Annotated in this window: 18 protein-coding genes; 6 read left to right on the forward strand and 12 right to left on the reverse strand. The window is 63.8% G+C overall.

The window, feature by feature from the left end:
* Positions 1 to 48: 48 nt before the first annotated feature.
* From AC1Z3V_RS18680 to AC1Z3V_RS18690, 3 genes are read right to left on the reverse strand one after another with little or no spacing between them, the layout of a single operon-like run.
* Positions 49 to 924 carry an SDR family oxidoreductase gene (locus AC1Z3V_RS18680; protein WP_483500983.1) on the reverse strand — a complete coding sequence of 292 codons (876 nt, stop codon included), beginning with the start codon at positions 922 to 924 and terminating at the stop codon, positions 49 to 51.
* Positions 912 to 2,114 (reverse strand): tRNA epoxyqueuosine(34) reductase QueG, encoded by a 1,203-nt coding sequence (gene queG / locus AC1Z3V_RS18685; RefSeq protein WP_483500985.1) that lies wholly within the window; start codon positions 2,112 to 2,114, stop codon positions 912 to 914. Before queG ends, AC1Z3V_RS18680 begins: the two co-directional genes overlap by 13 nt.
* Positions 2,095 to 2,787 carry a glutathione S-transferase family protein gene (locus AC1Z3V_RS18690; RefSeq protein WP_173515269.1) on the reverse strand — a complete coding sequence of 231 codons (693 nt, stop codon included), beginning with the start codon at positions 2,785 to 2,787 and terminating at the stop codon, positions 2,095 to 2,097. Before AC1Z3V_RS18690 ends, queG begins: the two co-directional genes overlap by 20 nt.
* A gap of 182 nt (positions 2,788 to 2,969) precedes the next feature.
* On the opposite strand from AC1Z3V_RS18690, the gene AC1Z3V_RS18695 reads away from it, so the two are divergent.
* Complete coding sequence (locus tag AC1Z3V_RS18695; protein WP_429810867.1) at positions 2,970 to 3,776, forward strand: undecaprenyl-diphosphate phosphatase; 807 nt, start codon at positions 2,970 to 2,972, stop codon at positions 3,774 to 3,776.
* 235 nt (positions 3,777 to 4,011) lie between these two features.
* Here the strand turns inward: AC1Z3V_RS18695 and AC1Z3V_RS18700 are convergent, their stop codons facing one another.
* From AC1Z3V_RS18700 to dnaN, 7 genes are all read right to left on the reverse strand, one after another.
* The gene (locus tag AC1Z3V_RS18700) at positions 4,012 to 4,173 is read right to left on the reverse strand and encodes a hypothetical protein (protein WP_173515271.1); all 162 of its coding nucleotides are present in this window, start codon (positions 4,171 to 4,173) and stop codon (positions 4,012 to 4,014) included.
* Between the two features lie 235 nt (positions 4,174 to 4,408).
* A complete protein-coding gene (locus AC1Z3V_RS18705) occupies positions 4,409 to 5,389 on the reverse strand; it encodes a complex I NDUFA9 subunit family protein (protein ID WP_483500988.1) in 981 nt (326 codons plus the stop codon).
* 121 nt (positions 5,390 to 5,510) lie between these two features.
* The gene (locus AC1Z3V_RS18710) at positions 5,511 to 5,798 is read right to left on the reverse strand and encodes a DUF1330 domain-containing protein (protein WP_247960856.1); all 288 of its coding nucleotides are present in this window, start codon (positions 5,796 to 5,798) and stop codon (positions 5,511 to 5,513) included.
* Positions 5,799 to 5,894: 96 nt separating this feature from the next.
* Positions 5,895 to 6,617, reverse strand: coding sequence for an orotidine-5'-phosphate decarboxylase (gene pyrF / locus AC1Z3V_RS18715; protein ID WP_483500990.1), 723 nt, complete (start codon positions 6,615 to 6,617; stop codon positions 5,895 to 5,897).
* 3 nt (positions 6,618 to 6,620) lie between these two features.
* Positions 6,621 to 7,208: a histidine phosphatase family protein gene (locus AC1Z3V_RS18720; protein ID WP_483500992.1), complete on the reverse strand. Its 588-nt coding sequence runs from the start codon at positions 7,206 to 7,208 to the stop codon at positions 6,621 to 6,623.
* A gap of 4 nt (positions 7,209 to 7,212) precedes the next feature.
* Positions 7,213 to 7,815, reverse strand: coding sequence for a phospholipid N-methyltransferase PmtA (gene pmtA, locus AC1Z3V_RS18725; RefSeq protein ID WP_429810876.1), 603 nt, complete (start codon positions 7,813 to 7,815; stop codon positions 7,213 to 7,215).
* Between the two features lie 235 nt (positions 7,816 to 8,050).
* Positions 8,051 to 9,169 carry a DNA polymerase III subunit beta gene (gene dnaN, locus AC1Z3V_RS18730; RefSeq protein ID WP_173515276.1) on the reverse strand — a complete coding sequence of 373 codons (1,119 nt, stop codon included), beginning with the start codon at positions 9,167 to 9,169 and terminating at the stop codon, positions 8,051 to 8,053.
* A gap of 363 nt (positions 9,170 to 9,532) precedes the next feature.
* Here dnaN and rsmI point away from each other — a divergent pair, with 363 nt between their 5' ends.
* The 5 genes from rsmI (at position 9,533) to AC1Z3V_RS18755 (ending at position 14,050) form a co-directional block, all read left to right on the forward strand.
* Entirely contained in the window at positions 9,533 to 10,468 is a 936-nt protein-coding gene (rsmI, locus tag AC1Z3V_RS18735; RefSeq protein ID WP_483500995.1) for a 16S rRNA (cytidine(1402)-2'-O)-methyltransferase, read from the forward strand.
* The gene (locus AC1Z3V_RS18740; protein WP_429810881.1) at positions 10,458 to 10,826 is read left to right on the forward strand and encodes a YraN family protein; all 369 of its coding nucleotides are present in this window, start codon (positions 10,458 to 10,460) and stop codon (positions 10,824 to 10,826) included. The genes rsmI and AC1Z3V_RS18740 overlap by 11 nt, the downstream gene beginning before the upstream one ends.
* A gap of 185 nt (positions 10,827 to 11,011) precedes the next feature.
* Positions 11,012 to 11,140, forward strand: coding sequence for a hypothetical protein (locus AC1Z3V_RS18745; RefSeq protein ID WP_483500997.1), 129 nt, complete (start codon positions 11,012 to 11,014; stop codon positions 11,138 to 11,140).
* 145 nt (positions 11,141 to 11,285) lie between these two features.
* Entirely contained in the window at positions 11,286 to 12,233 is a 948-nt protein-coding gene (gene gshB, locus AC1Z3V_RS18750; protein ID WP_483500999.1) for a glutathione synthase, read from the forward strand.
* A gap of 284 nt (positions 12,234 to 12,517) precedes the next feature.
* On the forward strand, positions 12,518 to 14,050 hold the full coding sequence (locus tag AC1Z3V_RS18755; RefSeq protein WP_483501001.1) for a YifB family Mg chelatase-like AAA ATPase: 1,533 nt from the start codon (positions 12,518 to 12,520) through the stop codon (positions 14,048 to 14,050).
* Positions 14,051 to 14,224: 174 nt separating this feature from the next.
* Here AC1Z3V_RS18755 and cysK read toward each other — a convergent pair whose 3' ends face one another.
* Positions 14,225 to 15,193, reverse strand: coding sequence for a cysteine synthase A (cysK, locus tag AC1Z3V_RS18760; protein ID WP_429810889.1), 969 nt, complete (start codon positions 15,191 to 15,193; stop codon positions 14,225 to 14,227).
* A 137-nt stretch (positions 15,194 to 15,330) separates the two neighbouring features.
* Complete coding sequence (locus tag AC1Z3V_RS18765) at positions 15,331 to 15,948, reverse strand: LysE family translocator (protein ID WP_483501003.1); 618 nt, start codon at positions 15,946 to 15,948, stop codon at positions 15,331 to 15,333.
* Positions 15,949 to 16,125 lie beyond the last annotated feature (177 nt).

A 16,125-nucleotide genomic window follows, 5' to 3' on the forward strand; every position in this document is an offset into this window, starting at 1 on the left:
TCTATAAGCATTTGGGATTATGTTGTTGATTGAACGCCGCGTTGCGTTTCAGGCGTTGCGCCACGCGCCGGATTGCCAAAGCTGCGCAAGCGAAACGCGATAATCGGGATACGCGAACTCGAAGCCGGTGGCGCGCATGCGGGCGTTCGAAACGCGCTTGTTCTCGCCATAGAAGGAGCGGGCCATTGGCGAGAGTTCCGCCTGTTCAAACGGGATCTCCGGTGGCGGCTCCACACCCATCAGCCGCGCGGCCTCGGCCACAACGTCCTGCGGCGGCGCCGGCTCGTTGTCGGTAATGTTGAAGACGCCGCTCGTACCGTTTCTGGCAAGGAACAGGGTAGCCGCGCCGATGTCCTCGACGCGGATGCGGTTGAACACCTGCCCCGGCTTGATCAGGCGTCGGGCCGTGCCGTTTGCGAGATTGCAGAAGGCATTGCGTCCCGGGCCGTATATGCCCGCAAGTCTGAGCACCGCGACCGGGATGCTCTGCCTGGCGCCGAAGGCGATCCAGCGGTCCTCCGCTTCCACCCGCTCGACCGAGCGCGCCGAAACCGGTTTGCGCAGCATGTCCTCGGTGACCCATGCTCCGCCATGGTCGCCATAGACGCCGACCGTCGACAGATAGCCGATCCACGCGAGGTTCGGAGCCAGTTGCGCGAGATCCGGGCTGGAAGCGCGGAACATCGGATCGCCGTCGCGGCCGGGCGCGATCGACTGGATCAGGTGCGTCGCCTGGCCAAGCGCGGCTGCGAGTTCGTCGGAGATCGTTTCTCCGTCGAACAGGATCGGATGGATGCCGGCCCTTTCAAGCTTCGCCGCCTTCTCCCCGGTGCGGGTGGTGCCGACAACGCTTGCCGCCGTCGGAGCCATGGCCCGCGCGATTGCCGTACCGGAGTAGCCGGCGCCAAGGATCAGGACATGCATCGGCTCACTCCCGCCATCTGCCATTCGTTGAGGACGTCTTCGTCCGTCTCTGGCTCGCATTGTTCGGCAAATTCTGCAAGCGCTGCCGGCGCGACCAATCGTGACAGGGCCCAGACCGCCATCGCCCGTACCACAGGCGAGGGATCATCGATGCGTGCCTTGACCGCGAGGGCAAGCGCCGGATCGCCGGAGTTGCCGGCCGCGATCAGCACGTTGCGCACGAAACGATCGCGGCCGATGCGCTTGACCGGCGAGCCCGAGAACAGGCTGCGGAAGGTCGGGTCGTCGAGGTCGAGCAAGGTTTCCAGCGACGGGGCCTTCAGATCCTCGCGCGCCTTCAGCTTCATTTCGGAAGCCGCCTGGGCGAACTTGTTCCAGGGACAGACGGCGAGACAGTCGTCGCAGCCATAGATACGGTTGCCCATCAGCGGCCGCAGTTCCGGGTCGATCGGCCCCTTGTGCTCGATCGTCAGGTAGGAAATGCAGCGCCGCGCGTCGATCTGATAGGGTGCGGGGAAAGCGCCGGTCGGGCAGGCATCGAGGCAGGCGCGGCAGGAGCCGCAATGGTCGCGCTCCGGCTCGTCGATGATGAGTTCCGCCGTGGTGAACAGGCTGCCGAGAAACAGCCAGGAGCCGAATTCGCGACTGACGAGATTGGTGTGCTTGCCCTGCCAGCCGAGGCCGGCCTTTTCCGAGAGTGGTTTCTCCATCACCGGGGCGGTGTCGACAAAGACCTTGACGTCCTCGCCGGCGCGCGCGGCAAACCGCGCCGCGACTTCCTTGAGCTTGCCCTTGATGATGTCGTGATAGTCGCGATTCTGGGCGTAGACCGAGATCGCGCCGCGATCGGTCTTTTCGAGAATTCCGCGCGGATCCTCTTCCGGCCCGTAATTCATCGCGAACATCACGACCGAGCGCACGTCGCTCCAGAGCGTTCGCGGGTCGGAGCGTCGCGCGGCAGTTTCGGCGAGCCAGTCCATCGTTCCGTGGAAGCCGTCGTCGAGGAAGTCCTGCAGCCGTGCCGGCGCCTCGGGAATGGCGTCCGGCCGGGTGATGCGACAGAGATCGAAGCCCTTGTCTGCCGCCTCGGCCTTCAGGAATTCGGTCAGCTTCAGCCGCCGTCTATCCCCACTGTCAGCCTTGGCAGCGATGCCGGGCACGGTTTCAGCCTCAGAAGTCGAGGTCCGCATAATGCGGAACCGGGGTTACGCCGCGCACGCGCTCGGAAAGCAGCGGGCGGAAGGAGGGGCGGGACTTCAGCCGCTGGTACCACTCCTTGGCGGTCGGGGCATCCGACCAGTCGATCTCGCCGAGATAGTCGAGCACGGACACCGTCGCAGCCGCCGCGAGGTCTGCATAGGAGATGCGGTCGCCGGCAAGCCAGGTGCGCGAACCCGCGAGCCAGGAGAGATACTTCATATGCTGGCGGATATTCGCGCGCGAGGTGCGCAGGATCTTGCTGTCGGGCGCACCGCCACCCTGGTCCGGCGTCATCTGCAGCTTGAAGATCCGCTCGCGCACCAGCGGCCGGGTGACGTCCGCTTCCATCTTCTGCAGGAACCACTCGACCAGCCGGCGGATTTCCGCGCGCTGGAACGGGTCTTCCGCGAGAAGCCGACGATCCCGCTTCATGATGCCGTTCGTCTCGTCGAGATATTCCGAGATGATCGTGGCGCCACAAAGTGCTCTCATACTGTCGTCAACATACACCGGTAACGTCCCGGCCGGATTCAAGGCCAGGAAGTCGCGCCTGTTCTCCCAGGGCTGCTCCTCGGACAATTCCGTCTGATAGCCATATTCCGAGAGGATAAGGCGTACGAACCGTGAAGCGGCGGACATGGGGTGATGATACAGTGTCGGCATCGATGATCTTGCTTCTCAGAGTCTTTTTGCAGGGGGCGTCGGCTTTTTGCAGGGGGCGTCAGCGTGGCGGCGCAAGCGTCTGGCCACGGCTCCTGTGATAGAGCTATAGAAATTTGTGGTGGTAAACACAAGCGAATCAGCCTTTTCCTCCCACTCCAAAACTTGTCAGGAAAATCTCATATATGGCGGATCAATCGATCATCAGCGCGCTCGTCCTCGGGCTCATCGAGGGCTTGACGGAGTTCATCCCTGTCTCGTCGACGGCGCACGTCCTTCTCGCCGGCCACTTTCTCGGCTTCAAGTCGCCGGGCAACACCTTCGCCGTCCTCATCCAGCTCGGCGCCATTCTGGCGATCCTGCTCGTCTATTTCCAGAAGCTTCTGTCGATCGCGCTGGCGCTGCCGACGAGCATCAAGGCGCGCCGCTTCGTCCTGTCGGTTCTGATCGCCTTCCTGCCGGCGGCCGTCATCGGTGCAATCGCCCATGATTTCATCAAGGCGGTGCTGTTCGAGACACCTGCCCTGATCTGCGTCGTGCTGATCGTCGGCGGTGTCATCCTCTATGCGATCGACCATCTGCCGCTGAAGCCGCGCTATACCGACGTGATGGACTATCCGCCGTCGCTGGCGCTGAAGATCGGCCTGTTTCAGTGCCTGGCGATGATCCCCGGTACTTCGCGCTCCGGTGCCACGATCGCCGGCGCCCTGCTGATGGGGACGGACAAGCGCTCGGCCGCGGAGTTCTCGTTCTTCCTGGCGATGCCGACCATGGTCGGCGCTTTCACGCTGGATCTTTACAAGAACCGCGACGCGCTTTCCTTCGATGATTTCACGCTGATCGCCGTCGGCTTCATCGCGGCTTTCGTTGCCGGTATCTTCGTCGTGCGTTCGCTCTTGGACTTCGTCTCGCGGCGCGGCTTCACACCGTTCGCCATCTGGCGCATCCTCGTCGGCACGGCCGGCCTGATCGGCCTCTGGCTGCTCGGCTGAACCGGGATCGCTGTTCCCAAACGAAGGCGCGTTCTCGGACGCGCCTTTTTCTTTGGCTCAGTTTTCCTTGATCTCTGACCGGGCCTCAAAAACAAAGCCGCGTGCGTCTCAAGGTGAAACGCACGCGGCTGCTGGCCCCCGCCAATAACTCTAAATATGCCCCTCGCAGCAATTCCGGGAAAAAGCGCGAAGCGGCCTTCCGTCCGGAATTGGGTTGATCTGAAGGGCGCCGGCCTTAGTGGCCGGAAAGATCGATCGATGCCGTTGTGCACGGATCGACGCCATAGGCCGGCGCGCAATCCTTGCCGCTGCTCGCGACCGTGTTCGGCGCGATGAATGAGCCAGCCAGAATGATCAGTGCCGCAGACGCAAAAAAGATTGCGATCGACTTGCCCATGGACGCTATGCCTTTCGAGATTGCTGCTGCCGCCCGCCGTGCCTTGCGATCGGGGCGCGAGGCGGTGTTTAGTCGCTGGATATGACATGATCAATATCAGGACATGTTGAATTTGCGGTAAATGCCAATCGCTTTATTAACTGCGGCAGAACTGCAACGCTGTTGCCCGGATACCACAGAAAACGGCCGCCGGCGGGTGCCGGCGGCCGTTCAAAAGAAGATGGCTTCGCAGCGCTCAGGCGGCGCGGCCGCTGCGGGTGTACTGGCCCTGCGGGCGATAGCGCACCAGATAGGTCGGCAGGATCGATTCCAGCATGGTCGGCTCGATGCCGATGCCGGCGAGCGTGCGTCCCTCCGAAACCGCCTTTGCCGAGACGACATTGTCGGATTTCAGCAACACCACCTGGTCCGCCGTGAGCGGCGGCGTGACGAAGGGGACCATCGATGCGATGCTGCCGACAAGGGACGCAACGCCGAAGGGCAGCGACACCAGCGTACGCTTGCGGTCGATCGTGTTCAGCATGATCTCAAGACAGTCGCGGAAGCTTAAGACATCCGGGCCGCCGAGCTCATAGATCTTGCCCTTGGCGATCTTGCCGTCGACGGCGCGAGCGACGGCCTCGGCCACGTCGGTCACGTAGACTGGCTGGAATTTGGTGTGACCACCGCCGATCAGCGGCAGGATCGGCGAAGTACGGGCCATGCTGGCGAACTTGTTGAAGAAGCCGTCCTCGGGTCCGAAGATGATCGAAGGACGCAGGATGATCGCGTCAGGCTTCGTTTCCAGGATCGCCGCCTCGGCACGACCCTTGCTGCGGGCATATTGCGACGGCGAGGAAGCGTCCGCGCCGATTGCCGAGATGTGTGTCAGCGTGGCGCCGACGCTGCGCGCTGCTTCCGCCACGGCGCGCGCGCCGAAATCCTGGACGGCGTCAAAGGTGTTGCGGCCGCTTTCAAACAGCACGCCGACGCAGTTGATGACGTGGTCGGCGCCTTCGACGGCGCGGTCGACGGATTTGCGATAACGCAGGTTCGCCTGGACGAAGGAGATCTGGCCGACATTGCCGAGCGGCTGCAGGTGGCCGGCAAGGTCCGGCCGGCGAACGGCAACACGAATGCGGTAGCCGCGCTTGGCAAGCGCGCGCACGACATGACGGCCGACGAACCCGGATCCGCCGAAAATCGTCACCAGCGGCGGAAGGTTGGACAAGGTCATGGGAAACGCACTCCTGATCGCAGAGGAAAGAATTGATTGCTACATAGCCCAACAGCCGCGCGAGGTGAAGGCCAATCCACGCGGCTTGCAGGACCTATAGGAAGATGGGGATGCCAGGCCGTCAGATGCCTTCGACGACGACCATCTCCGCGTCGGCGACTTCCTGGCGGATCGCAGCGGCAATCTGATATTCGGGCGAGTTGTAACAATCGACCGCTGCCTGCAGCGACGGAAATTCGATGACGACGTTGCGCGCACGAACGCCGCCCTCGAGGCGATGATGTTCGCCGCCGCGCGCGAGAAAATTCGCGCCGTATTTCTCGAAGGCTGGCTTTGCTGCCGCCACATAATCCTTGTAGCGCTCGGGGTCGCGGACATCGACCCGTGCGATCCAGTATCCCTTGGCCATGTTGAGCTCCTCGTCTTTCGGCGCCGGGGCCGACGGCAGTTACTTCCGGCAAATTTTGGTCGAGGTCAAGCGGCTCCACATGGGATCGCCTCGGCGTCAGGAAGACTGCGCGTCTGAGCGCGGGAGAGCCCCGTCCATCTCCGCCAGAATGGCGCGGGCGGCGGCAAGGGGTTCGGCGGCTGCGACGATTGGGCGCGCGACGACGAGATGGCTGGATCCGGCCTTCAGCGCTTCGGCGGGCGTCATCACCCGCTTCTGGTCGCCCTTGTCGGCGCCGGCCGGGCGGATCCCCGGGGTGACCAGCGCCATGTCCGGCCCGATGATCTTGCGGACCGCGGCGGATTCCTCGGCCGAGCAGACGATGCCGCCCATGCCGGCCGCGCGCGCCTGTTCGGCCCGGCGCAGCACCAGCGTATGCGGATCGTACTCATAACCGGCATCGATCACGTCCTGCTCGTCCATCGAGGTGAGCACGGTGACGCCGAGCAGGCAGAGGTCGGAACCCCTGGCAGCCTCGACGGCCGCCTTCATCGCCTTCGGATAGGCGTGCAGGGTCAGCATCGACATGCCCATCTTGACGATGTTCTCGACGCCCTTGGCAACCGTGTTGTCGATGTCGAGCAGCTTCATGTCGAGGAAGACCTTCTTGCCGCTCTTGGCAAGGTCGCGCGCGAATTCGAGCCCGCCGGCAAAGACCAACTGATAACCGATCTTGTAGAAGGAGACCTCGTCCCCGAGCGTCGACACGATCCTCTCGGCATCGGCGATCGTCGGAAGGTCGAGGCCTACGATCAGTCTGTCGCGCGCGGTTTCGGTCATCGTCTAGATCCCCTGCCAGTTTTCCATGGCGGTCCAGTCGCATGCGACGGCGCGATCCGCAAGGCGGAAAGCGAAGACGTTGCCGCCGCCACCGCCCTTCTGGTCGGAACTGCGGGCAATCGGTGCGCCGAGCAGCCGGCACTTCAAGAGGGTGCCGACGCCGCCGTGGCCGACGAAGGCGATCGGAATCTTGGGATCGTGATTGTCGAGAACACGGAAGACTGCATCCGATATGCGGGCCTGGGCGTCGATCGCGCGCTCCCAGCCCTTAAAGCTTTCCGTCGGATGGGCGAAGAACCAGTCGGCCGCCGCCTCGAATTCCGGCGGCGGCAGGAAGCCGGTGGCGGAGCGGTCGTTCTCGCCCATCTCGTGGTGGATTTCGACCGTCAGCCCAGCCGCATCGGCAAGCCGTTGCGCCGTCTCGATCGCCTTGGTCTCGTCACTCGAGACGATCCTGCCGAGCGAACGCACCCAGGGCAAGGTCGCGGTCCTGGCCGCGCGCTCGCGGCCAACCGAGGAAAGTCCCCATTGCGGAACGGGCACGTCTGGATCGATCTGGACCTGCGGATGGGTGACGTAGACGCCGAACATTCCGTCAGTGTGCCCGACGATAGACCCAAAGCTGAGCCGGCGGGATGTTGCGCACGACGAAGTCGAGGTGCTGGATGCTGTAGCGGTCCGGCATGGCGACGACGGGCGACAGCGGCCCGTAGGAAATCTGCACGACCGGCCGGCCGGCCGGGATGCGTGACAGCAGATCCTCGATCAGTTCGACGCGCCGGTGCATCGGAAAGTTCAGAAGCGGCACCGCCGAGACGACGCTGTCGAACGTCTGCCCCTTCAGTTCGCCGAGCGTATGTTCCAGATCGAAGGCGTCGCCATTGACAAAGTTGACGCCGGCGAAGTTGGCCTTGAGCTGGTTATAGAAGTCGGTGGAATATTCGACCGAGACCAGGCTCGATGCGGGCAGGCCGCGTTCCAGAATTGCCTTGGTAATGACGCCGGTGCCCGGGCCCAGCTCCAGAACCGGCAGGCCCGAAGCGGGATTGATGACGCTCGCCATGCGGCGCGCGGTAACGGAAGAGGTCGGCAGGATTGCGCCGACAGCCTTGGCATTGCTCATCCATCCCTTGAAAAAGCGAATTTCCTCGTCGAACTTCCGTCCGAGCCGTTCCTTCACCTTCACGCGCAAATTCATTGAACCCCTCAAAACCGTCGTCCTCTCCTCATACGGCCGCCCGCTATGGATCCTCGCTCGCTGATTCGAGCCGGTCGCGGCGGCGGCAACAATAATGTGTCCCCATCTGCGGCAAAAACAAGTCTATCTGCGCCTGAAAGCGTCCGCTTATCAACAGCCGCCGGATGGATCGACCAATAAAAAACCCGTCACGCGCAGGCGTGACGGGTTGGCATTCGCACCACGTCAGGCCCGGTTACACGCGCATCGGCATGAGCACGTAAAGCGCGTCTTCGGCAGCAAGATCGCGAACGAGCGTCGGCGAGCCTGGATCGGCCAGCATGAAGATCGCATCGGTGCCGGTCAGTTGCGAGGTGATGTCGAGCAGGTATTTGGCGTTGAAGCCGATTTCGAGTGGGTCGTGTTCGTAACCGACGGGCAGTTCTTCGGTAGCACTGCCGGAATCCGGATTGTTGACCGTCAGCGTCATCTGGCCCTCGCTCAGCGCCAGCTTGACGGCGCGGCCGCGTTCGGACGAGATCGTCGAGACGCGGTCGACGGCCTGGGCGAAGGACTGGCAATCGACGCGCAGTTCCTTGTCGTTGTTGGCCGGGATCACGCGCTGGTAGTCCGGGAAGGTGCCGTCGATCAGCTTCGAGGTCATGACGATCGAGCCGATGGTCAGGCGGATCTTGGCATCGGACACTTCGACCGTGACGACGAGGTCCGGATTGTCGAGCAGCTTCTGCAATTCGCTGACGGTCTTGCGCGGGATGATGATGCCCGGCATGCCCTCGGAGCCGGACGGCGCTTCGACGTCGGCACGGGCCAGACGGTGGCCGTCGGTGGCGACCGCGCGCAGCTTCAGTTCGCCCTTGCTCTCGACGGTGTGCATGAAGATACCGTTGAGATAGTAGCGGGTTTCCTCGGTCGAGATCGCAAACTGGGTGCGATCGATCAACATCTTGAGGTCGGTCGCCTTGAGGCGGAAGGAGTGCGAGAAGCTGCCGGCGGTGAGGTCCGGGAAATCGGACTGCGGCAGGCACTGCAGCGAGAATTTCGAACGGCCCGAGGCAACGGTCATTGCCGTGCCCTCGGCATTGGTGGCGAGCAGCACTTCCGAACCGTCGGGCAGCTTGCGCACGATGTCGTAGAGCAGATGCGCCGGCACCGTGGTCGCGCCCGACTGTTCCACCTGCGCCGGCGTCGCCTCGGTGATTTCGAGGTCGAGGTCGGTCGCCTTCATTTCCAGGCTCGCGCCGTCGGAACGCAGGAGCACGTTCGAGAGGATCGGGATCGTGTTTCGCCGCTCGACCACGCGGTGTACGTGGTTCAGCGATTTCAGGAGGTTGGACCGCTCGAGAGTAATGCGCATGGGATGCCGCTTTCAACCATTGCTCGGCGGACGAGGCGCCCGCCTGAGCGTCAACTGCGAGTGTCCCGGCCGACCGACCGGAAAGATGTGGACCGGCAAAATGGCAGAAACAGCGCCCGGAAAGCAAGGGGTTTGAGGGCTTCTGTCCCCAGGTGCGGCGCGCTGGCCCGCCCTCTTGCCCTTGCTCCGCCATGCCGGCTCGCTCATAAAGGCGAGACCAGAGCGAGATGCGGAACGGTGTTTGCGGCTTTCCGCCCGCATCCCGCTCTAACTTACGAGAAACGATCACGTTTATGATTTCAGGCCGACCCGGCCTGAAATCATAAACTTGGGTACAGCGCTTCGGCGGGCACGATCAGGACGTTGCAGGTGGATAAACAGAAGACATCGGAACCATCGGGCGGGCAGAGAGAGCGCAGCTATCGCCTGCACAATGTCAGCGTCCCGGCCCGTCCGCTCGATGCTGCGCTCTACCTCGTGGCGACCCCGATCGGCAATCTCGGCGACATCACGCTGCGGGCGCTGGAAACGCTCGCCGGCGCCGATGTGCTCGCCTGCGAGGACACGCGGGTCACGCGCGTGCTGCTCGACCGCTACGGCATCGTGAGCCGGCCTTACGCGTACCATGAACACAATGCCGACGAGGTCGGGCCACGGTTGCTGGCAGCGCTCGCCGAAGGGCGATCGGTCGCACTCGTCTCCGATGCCGGTACGCCGTTGGTCTCCGATCCCGGCTACCGCCTGGCCCAGCTTGCGATCGAGGCGGGACACCGCGTCGTGCCGATCCCCGGTGCCTCGGCGCCGCTCGCCGCCCTCGTCGGCTCCGGACTGCCGAACGACGCCTTCCTCTTTGCCGGTTTCCTGCCGACCAAGGACAAGGCGAAGCGCGATCGCCTCAAGGAATTCGCGACGGTGCCGGCGACGATCATGTTTTTTGAATCGCCGCACCGGATTGCCGCGACGGTAGCGGCCGCGGCCGAGGTGCTCGGCGAGGGGAGACGGGCTGCCGTCTGCCGCGAGCTCACCAAGACCTTCGAGGAGTTTCGCCGCGGTACGCTCGGCGAGCTTGCCGCCCATTATCAGGAGGCAGGTGCCGTCAAAGGCGAGATCGTTCTCGTCATCGGTCCGCCGGATACGGCACCCGAGCCGGAACCGGCCGATGTCGACGCGCTGCTGCTAAGCCTCGTCGCCGACATGCCGGCCGGCAAGGTGGCGACCGAAGCTGCCCGCCAGACAGGCCTGCCGCGCAGGGAACTCTATGACCGCCTGCTGCAACTGAAGGAGCGCCATGGCGACTGATGCGGGCGATCGGCGGAGACTGAAGGCGCTGAGGCGCGGATACCTCGCCGAGTATCGCGCGGCGCTCTGCCTGTTGCTCAAGGGTTACCGCATCGTCGCCATGCGCCATCGCACCAAACTCGGCGAGATCGACATCATCGCCCGGCGCGGCGACCTGATTGCCTGCGTCGAGGTCAAGGCGCGCCGCTCGGCCGAAGCCGGTGTCTTCGCGGTGACGGCCACGGCGCAAAGGCGCATTCGCGCAGCGAGCGACCTCTGGCTGGCCAAACAACCGGATTACAACAGGCTTTCAGTGCGTTACGACATCGTCACGGTGACGCCGTGGGGCTGGCCGCGGCATCTGCCGGATGCCTTCTGAACCGGGGCGGGATCAGGGAAAATGATCGCGGTGCTCCGCCCGAACCCCGCCTTGGAACATATTCTCGAATTTGTAATCGTTCCGACACAAGAGCGTAACCAGCCGGTCGTTGAAAGGTCACTGGTCCACAGCCATCCGTAATCCGGTGGACAGGAAGCCTGATTACCCGCTGGCCGGAGTGCGCGATGAAGCTCGATTGGTTCTTCGCGGGGCTGAAGACCGGCGAAACCGGGATCATTCCCTTGCTCGATCAGTCCGGCCGGGCGCTCTCGGATCACGATCGCATCACCTACCTCGTCGAAGGCTTCGAATAACCTCACCTCGCCTTGCCTAAGGCCCGCCCGCATTCTACATGTTGCGGGCTTTTCCAGAGTAGAATGGTGCGCGATTTCCGCGGCCACTCCGTTCTGGCTGTTTGAAATCGATCGCGGGTTTCCGTGATTCAATGGGGACGGGAAGATGGCGAAAATCGTCAATGTCGGGGTCCAGATGGACCATGTGTCGGGCATCAACATTGCCGGTGATTCCACCTTTGCGATGAGCCTCGAGGCACAGTCGCGCGGCTATCGCCTCTTCCACTACACGCCCGAGAAGCTGTCGCTGCGTGATGGCAAGGTCTATGCAAGCGTGCAGCAGATGACGCTGCGCGACGTCAAAGGCGATCACTTCACGCTTGGCGAAGCCGAACGCGTCGACCTTTCGACCATGGACGTCATCCTGCTCCGTCAGGACCCGCCCTTCGACATGGCCTACATCACCTCGACCCACCTTCTGGAGCGCCTGCATCCGAAGACGCTGGTCGTCAACGATCCGGCCTGGGTGCGCAACTCGCCGGAGAAGATCTTCGTCACCGAATTCGCCGACCTGATGCCGAAGACGCTGATCACCCGCGACCCCGCCGAGATCGCAACCTTCCGCCAGGAGATGGGCGACATCATCCTGAAGCCGCTCTACGGCAATGGCGGTGCTGGCGTTTTCCACTCGACCCGTGACGACCGCAACCTGTCGTCTCTGCTCGAAATGTTCGGCCAGATGTTCCGCGAGCCTTTCATTGCCCAGGAATACCTGCCGGCGGTGCGCAAGGGCGACAAGCGCATCCTGCTCGTCGACGGCGAGCCGGTCGGCGCCATCAACCGCGTTCCGGCCGAGCACGACGCCCGCTCCAACATGCATGCCGGCGGCCGCCCCGAGCCGACCGAACTGACGGCCCGCGAAAAGGAAATCTGCGCCCGCATCGCGCCTGCGCTCAAAGCCCGCGGCTTCCTTTTCGTCGGCATCGACGTCATCGGCGACTATATGACCGAGATCAACGTGACCTCGCCGACCGGCATCCGCGAAGTGAAGAAATTCGGCGGTGCAGACATAGCGAGCCTGCTCTGGGACGCGATCGAGCGCAAGCGCGCCTGATCCGACGCTCTTCCGACTGCATGTCTCCTTGAATCGACCTCGATCTTTGCGCGTCTGCTAAGACGCGCGGCGCTGTAGAGGTATTTCCGGCCAATAGCGATTGCCGCGGCTCTGCCCGCGGCCGCTCGCTCGTGCGTCCTTGTCGACTACAGTGAGCGGCCTCCTGTCGTCAGATGTTCCGTAATTGTTCTTGTTTTTGTGCGTGAACCGTGCAAGGCTCCGTCTTGCAACCCAAGGCGGTTGCGGCGCCCATGAGTATGGGCTGCCCGGGCGAGGGGATAATCATGGTCGCGCGTGTCAGCACGGTCGCATTTCAGGGTATCGAGGGTCTGCCGGTCGACGTTCAGGTGATGGTAGCGCCGGGCAAGGTCGGCATGCAGATCGTCGGGCTGCCGGACAAGGCGGTCGCCGAAAGCCGTGAGCGGGTGCAGGCGGCGCTTCATGCTTCCGGTCTGGCACTGCCGGCCAAGCGCGTCACCGTCAATCTCGCGCCTGCCGATCTACCCAAGGAAGGCAGCCACTTCGATCTGGCGATCGCGCTTGGCTTGATGGCGGCGCTCGGCGCCATTCCCGGCGATGCTCTGGCACCTTATGTCGTGATCGGTGAGCTCAATCTCGATGGCACCATCGCCGCGGTTGCCGGCGCGTTGCCGGCAGCGATCGGCGCCAATGCGCTCGGCAAGGGGCTGATATGTCCGGCCGAAAGCGGGGCGGAGGCCGCCTGGGCCGGGGCCGACATCGATATTCTCGCGCCGCGCAGTCTGATCGCGATCGCCAACCATTTCCGCGGCACGCAGGTGCTTTCGCGGCCTCAAGCGGCGATCCGCTCCGGTGCTGCCGACCTGCCCGATCTCGCCGACATCAAGGGCCAGGAAAGCGCCAAGCGGGCGCTCGAGGTGGCGGCCGCCGGAAACCACAATCTGCTGATGGTCGGCCCACCCGGATCGGGCAAGTCGATGCTCGCGGCACGACTGCCCTCGATCCTGCCGCCACTCAATCCGGCGGAGCTTCTCGAAGTATCGATGATCCATTCGATCGCCGGGCAATTGCCGGGCGGCAAACTTTCGGACCGGCGGCCGTTCCGCACGCCGCATCACTCCGCCACCATGGCCGCCATGGTTGGCGGCGGCTTGCGTGCCAAACCCGGCGAGGCGTCGCTCGCCCACCATGGCGTGCTGTTCCTCGACGAGTTTCCGGAGTTCTCGCCGCAGGTGTTGGATGCGCTCCGCCAGCCGCTCGAAACGGCCGAATGCATCATCGCCCGCGCCAATCATCGCGTCAGCTATCCCGCCGCGATCCAGCTCGTTGCGGCCATGAACCCCTGCCGCTGTGGCATGGCCGGTGAGCCCGGCCGCACCTGCGCCCGTGGCCCCCGCTGCATGGCCGACTACCAGGCGCGCATCTCCGGTCCGCTGATGGATCGCATCGATATCCGCATCGACGTGCCGGCCGTCAGCGCCGCCGATCTTCTGAGGCCGGCGGCCGCCGAAAGCAGCGAGGTCGTGGCCCGTCGGGTTGCCCGCGCTCGTGCTCTGCAGATCGACCGCTTCGCCGCCCTTGGCCATGCGGAACTGACGAGCAATGCCCGCTCATCGACGTCGATGATCGAGAAAATCGCCGAGCCCGACGCGGCCGGCCTGCAGCTCCTCAGGGACGCCGCCGAAAAGATGAAATTTTCCGCCCGCGGCTACCACCGTGTGCTGAAGGTTGCGCGCACGCTCGCTGATCTCGACGGCGCGGTAACGGTCGGTCGCATTCACCTCGCCGAAGCGATTTCCTATCGCATCGCCGGCGAAAGGCTGCAGGCGGCAGCATAGCGGACGGTCGGCTCTGCGGTACCCGATCCATGTGTTTCACGACGCTGGCCTGCGCTCGACACTCGCCAACCTTGCGGGCTTTACGGAGCAGGGAGCCTGACGCGACGTCGCTGTTCGATCGGGGAAAAAGGAAAGGGCGCCCCGCGGCGCCCTTTGACCGGAGAGGCAGGCCGATCAGCCGCCGAGGCCCTCGAACAGTGCCGTCGAGAGGTAGCGTTCGGCAAAGGAAGGGATGATGACGACGATGGTCTTGCCGGCGTTTTCCTCGCGCTGGCCAACCTCGATCGCGGCGGTGAGCGCCGCGCCGGCGGAGATGCCGACCGGCACGCCTTCGAGCCTGGCGACGAGGCGAGCGGCCTCGATCGCCTCCGCGCTGTTGACCGTGACGATCTCGTCATAAACCGTGGTGTCGAGGATTGCCGGGGCGAAGCCTGCGCCGATGCCCTGGATCTTGTGCGGCCCGGGGTTGCCTCCCGACAGGACCGGCGATTCCTCCGGCTCGACGGCGATCACCTTGATCGACGGCTTGCGCGCCTTCAGCACCTGGCCGGCGCCGGTGATCGTGCCGCCGGTGCCGATACCGGACACGAAGATGTCGACCGCGCCGTCGGTATCGTTCCAGATCTCCTCGGCCGTGGTCTTGCGGTGGATTTCCGGGTTGGCCGGATTTTCGAACTGCTGCGGGATGATCGCGTCGGGCAGGGTCTCGACCAGTTCCTGTGCCTTGGCGATCGCGCCCTTCATGCCCTTTGCGCCTTCCGTCAGCACCAGTTCGGCGCCGAGCAGCGCCAGCATCTTGCGTCGCTCGACCGACATCGTCTCCGGCATGGTGAGGATCAGCTTGTAGCCCTTGGCAGCGGCGACGAAGGCGAGCGCGATGCCGGTGTTGCCCGAGGTCGGTTCGATCAGGGTCGTGCGGCCGGGAACGATCTTGCCCTGGGCTTCCAGGCTCTCGATCATCGCCACGCCGATGCGGTCCTTGACCGAGGCGATCGGATTGAAGAATTCGAGCTTGGCGAGCAGGTTCGCCTTCACGCCCTTCTCCTTGGCAAGCTTGTCCAGCCGTACGATGGGCGTATCGCCGATCGTTTCCGTGATCGAGGAATAGACGCGGCCGCGGCCGGGCTTGCGTGTGTCGGACATGAGGCTCTCCCTTGGGCGTAGATTGTTCGTCTCTGAGCATAGGAACAACGGCCGTCCAATTCCAGAACGGCGAACGCGACAGGATGACCTGCCGAAGGAAAAATCACCGGCGAAGTCGTTGTTCGGGAAAAGTTCTTTCAGCCCGCGCGAACCGCGATATAGGCGGCCGTTCCCGCAAGCACGCTGGCTGCAACACGGTTCAGCGCCTTCAGCGCCTTGGGTTGCTTGAGCAGCAAGCGCGCCCGTGCTGCGAGCAGCATGTAGGGAACCAGCACCGTCAAGAGCACCAGGAAGGTTGCCGTCAGCAGCAGGCCATAGTCGCGTGGGCCGATCACGGCAATGTCGATCAGTGTCGGCACCAGCGCCACATAGAACAGCATCGTCTTCGGGTTGCCGAGGGTGACGAGCAGGCCGGAGAGGAACGACATTGCCGCATTCGTCGATGGCTTTGCCTTGATGTCCTCCGGCAGCAGCCCCGCGGTCCAGAGCTTCCAGGCGATATAGCCGAGATAGAGCACGCCGGCGAACTTCACCACGAGGAAGATGGCGGTGAAGGTCTGCGCGATCAGCGCCAGCCCGAGGACGACAGCCGTGAGATAGATCATGTCGCCGAGGATCACGCCGAGGCCCATGAAGAAGGTTTCGCGAAAGCCGGAGCCGAGCGCCCGCGCGACCAGCGCGGTCACGCCAGGACCGGGGATGGCCGCCGCGATGAAAAGGGCACCGCTATAGGCGATGAGGGCCGCGAGCGTCATGGACGTTCCTTCCAATGGTGGTGCGGGCTTTTAACGCAAACCGCTAAAAAAGGAAATCACGGAACGGCGGCCAATGTGCCCGCCGGTCGGCAAAATTGACCGGGTGACAAGTCCGCCATTGCCCCTCGACGCCGGATCGGTAGAGCTTGCTGAAAAACGAGCGAAAGGCGCGCTTCC

It is taken from the genome of Ensifer sp. 38_S197 (assembly GCF_056924495.1).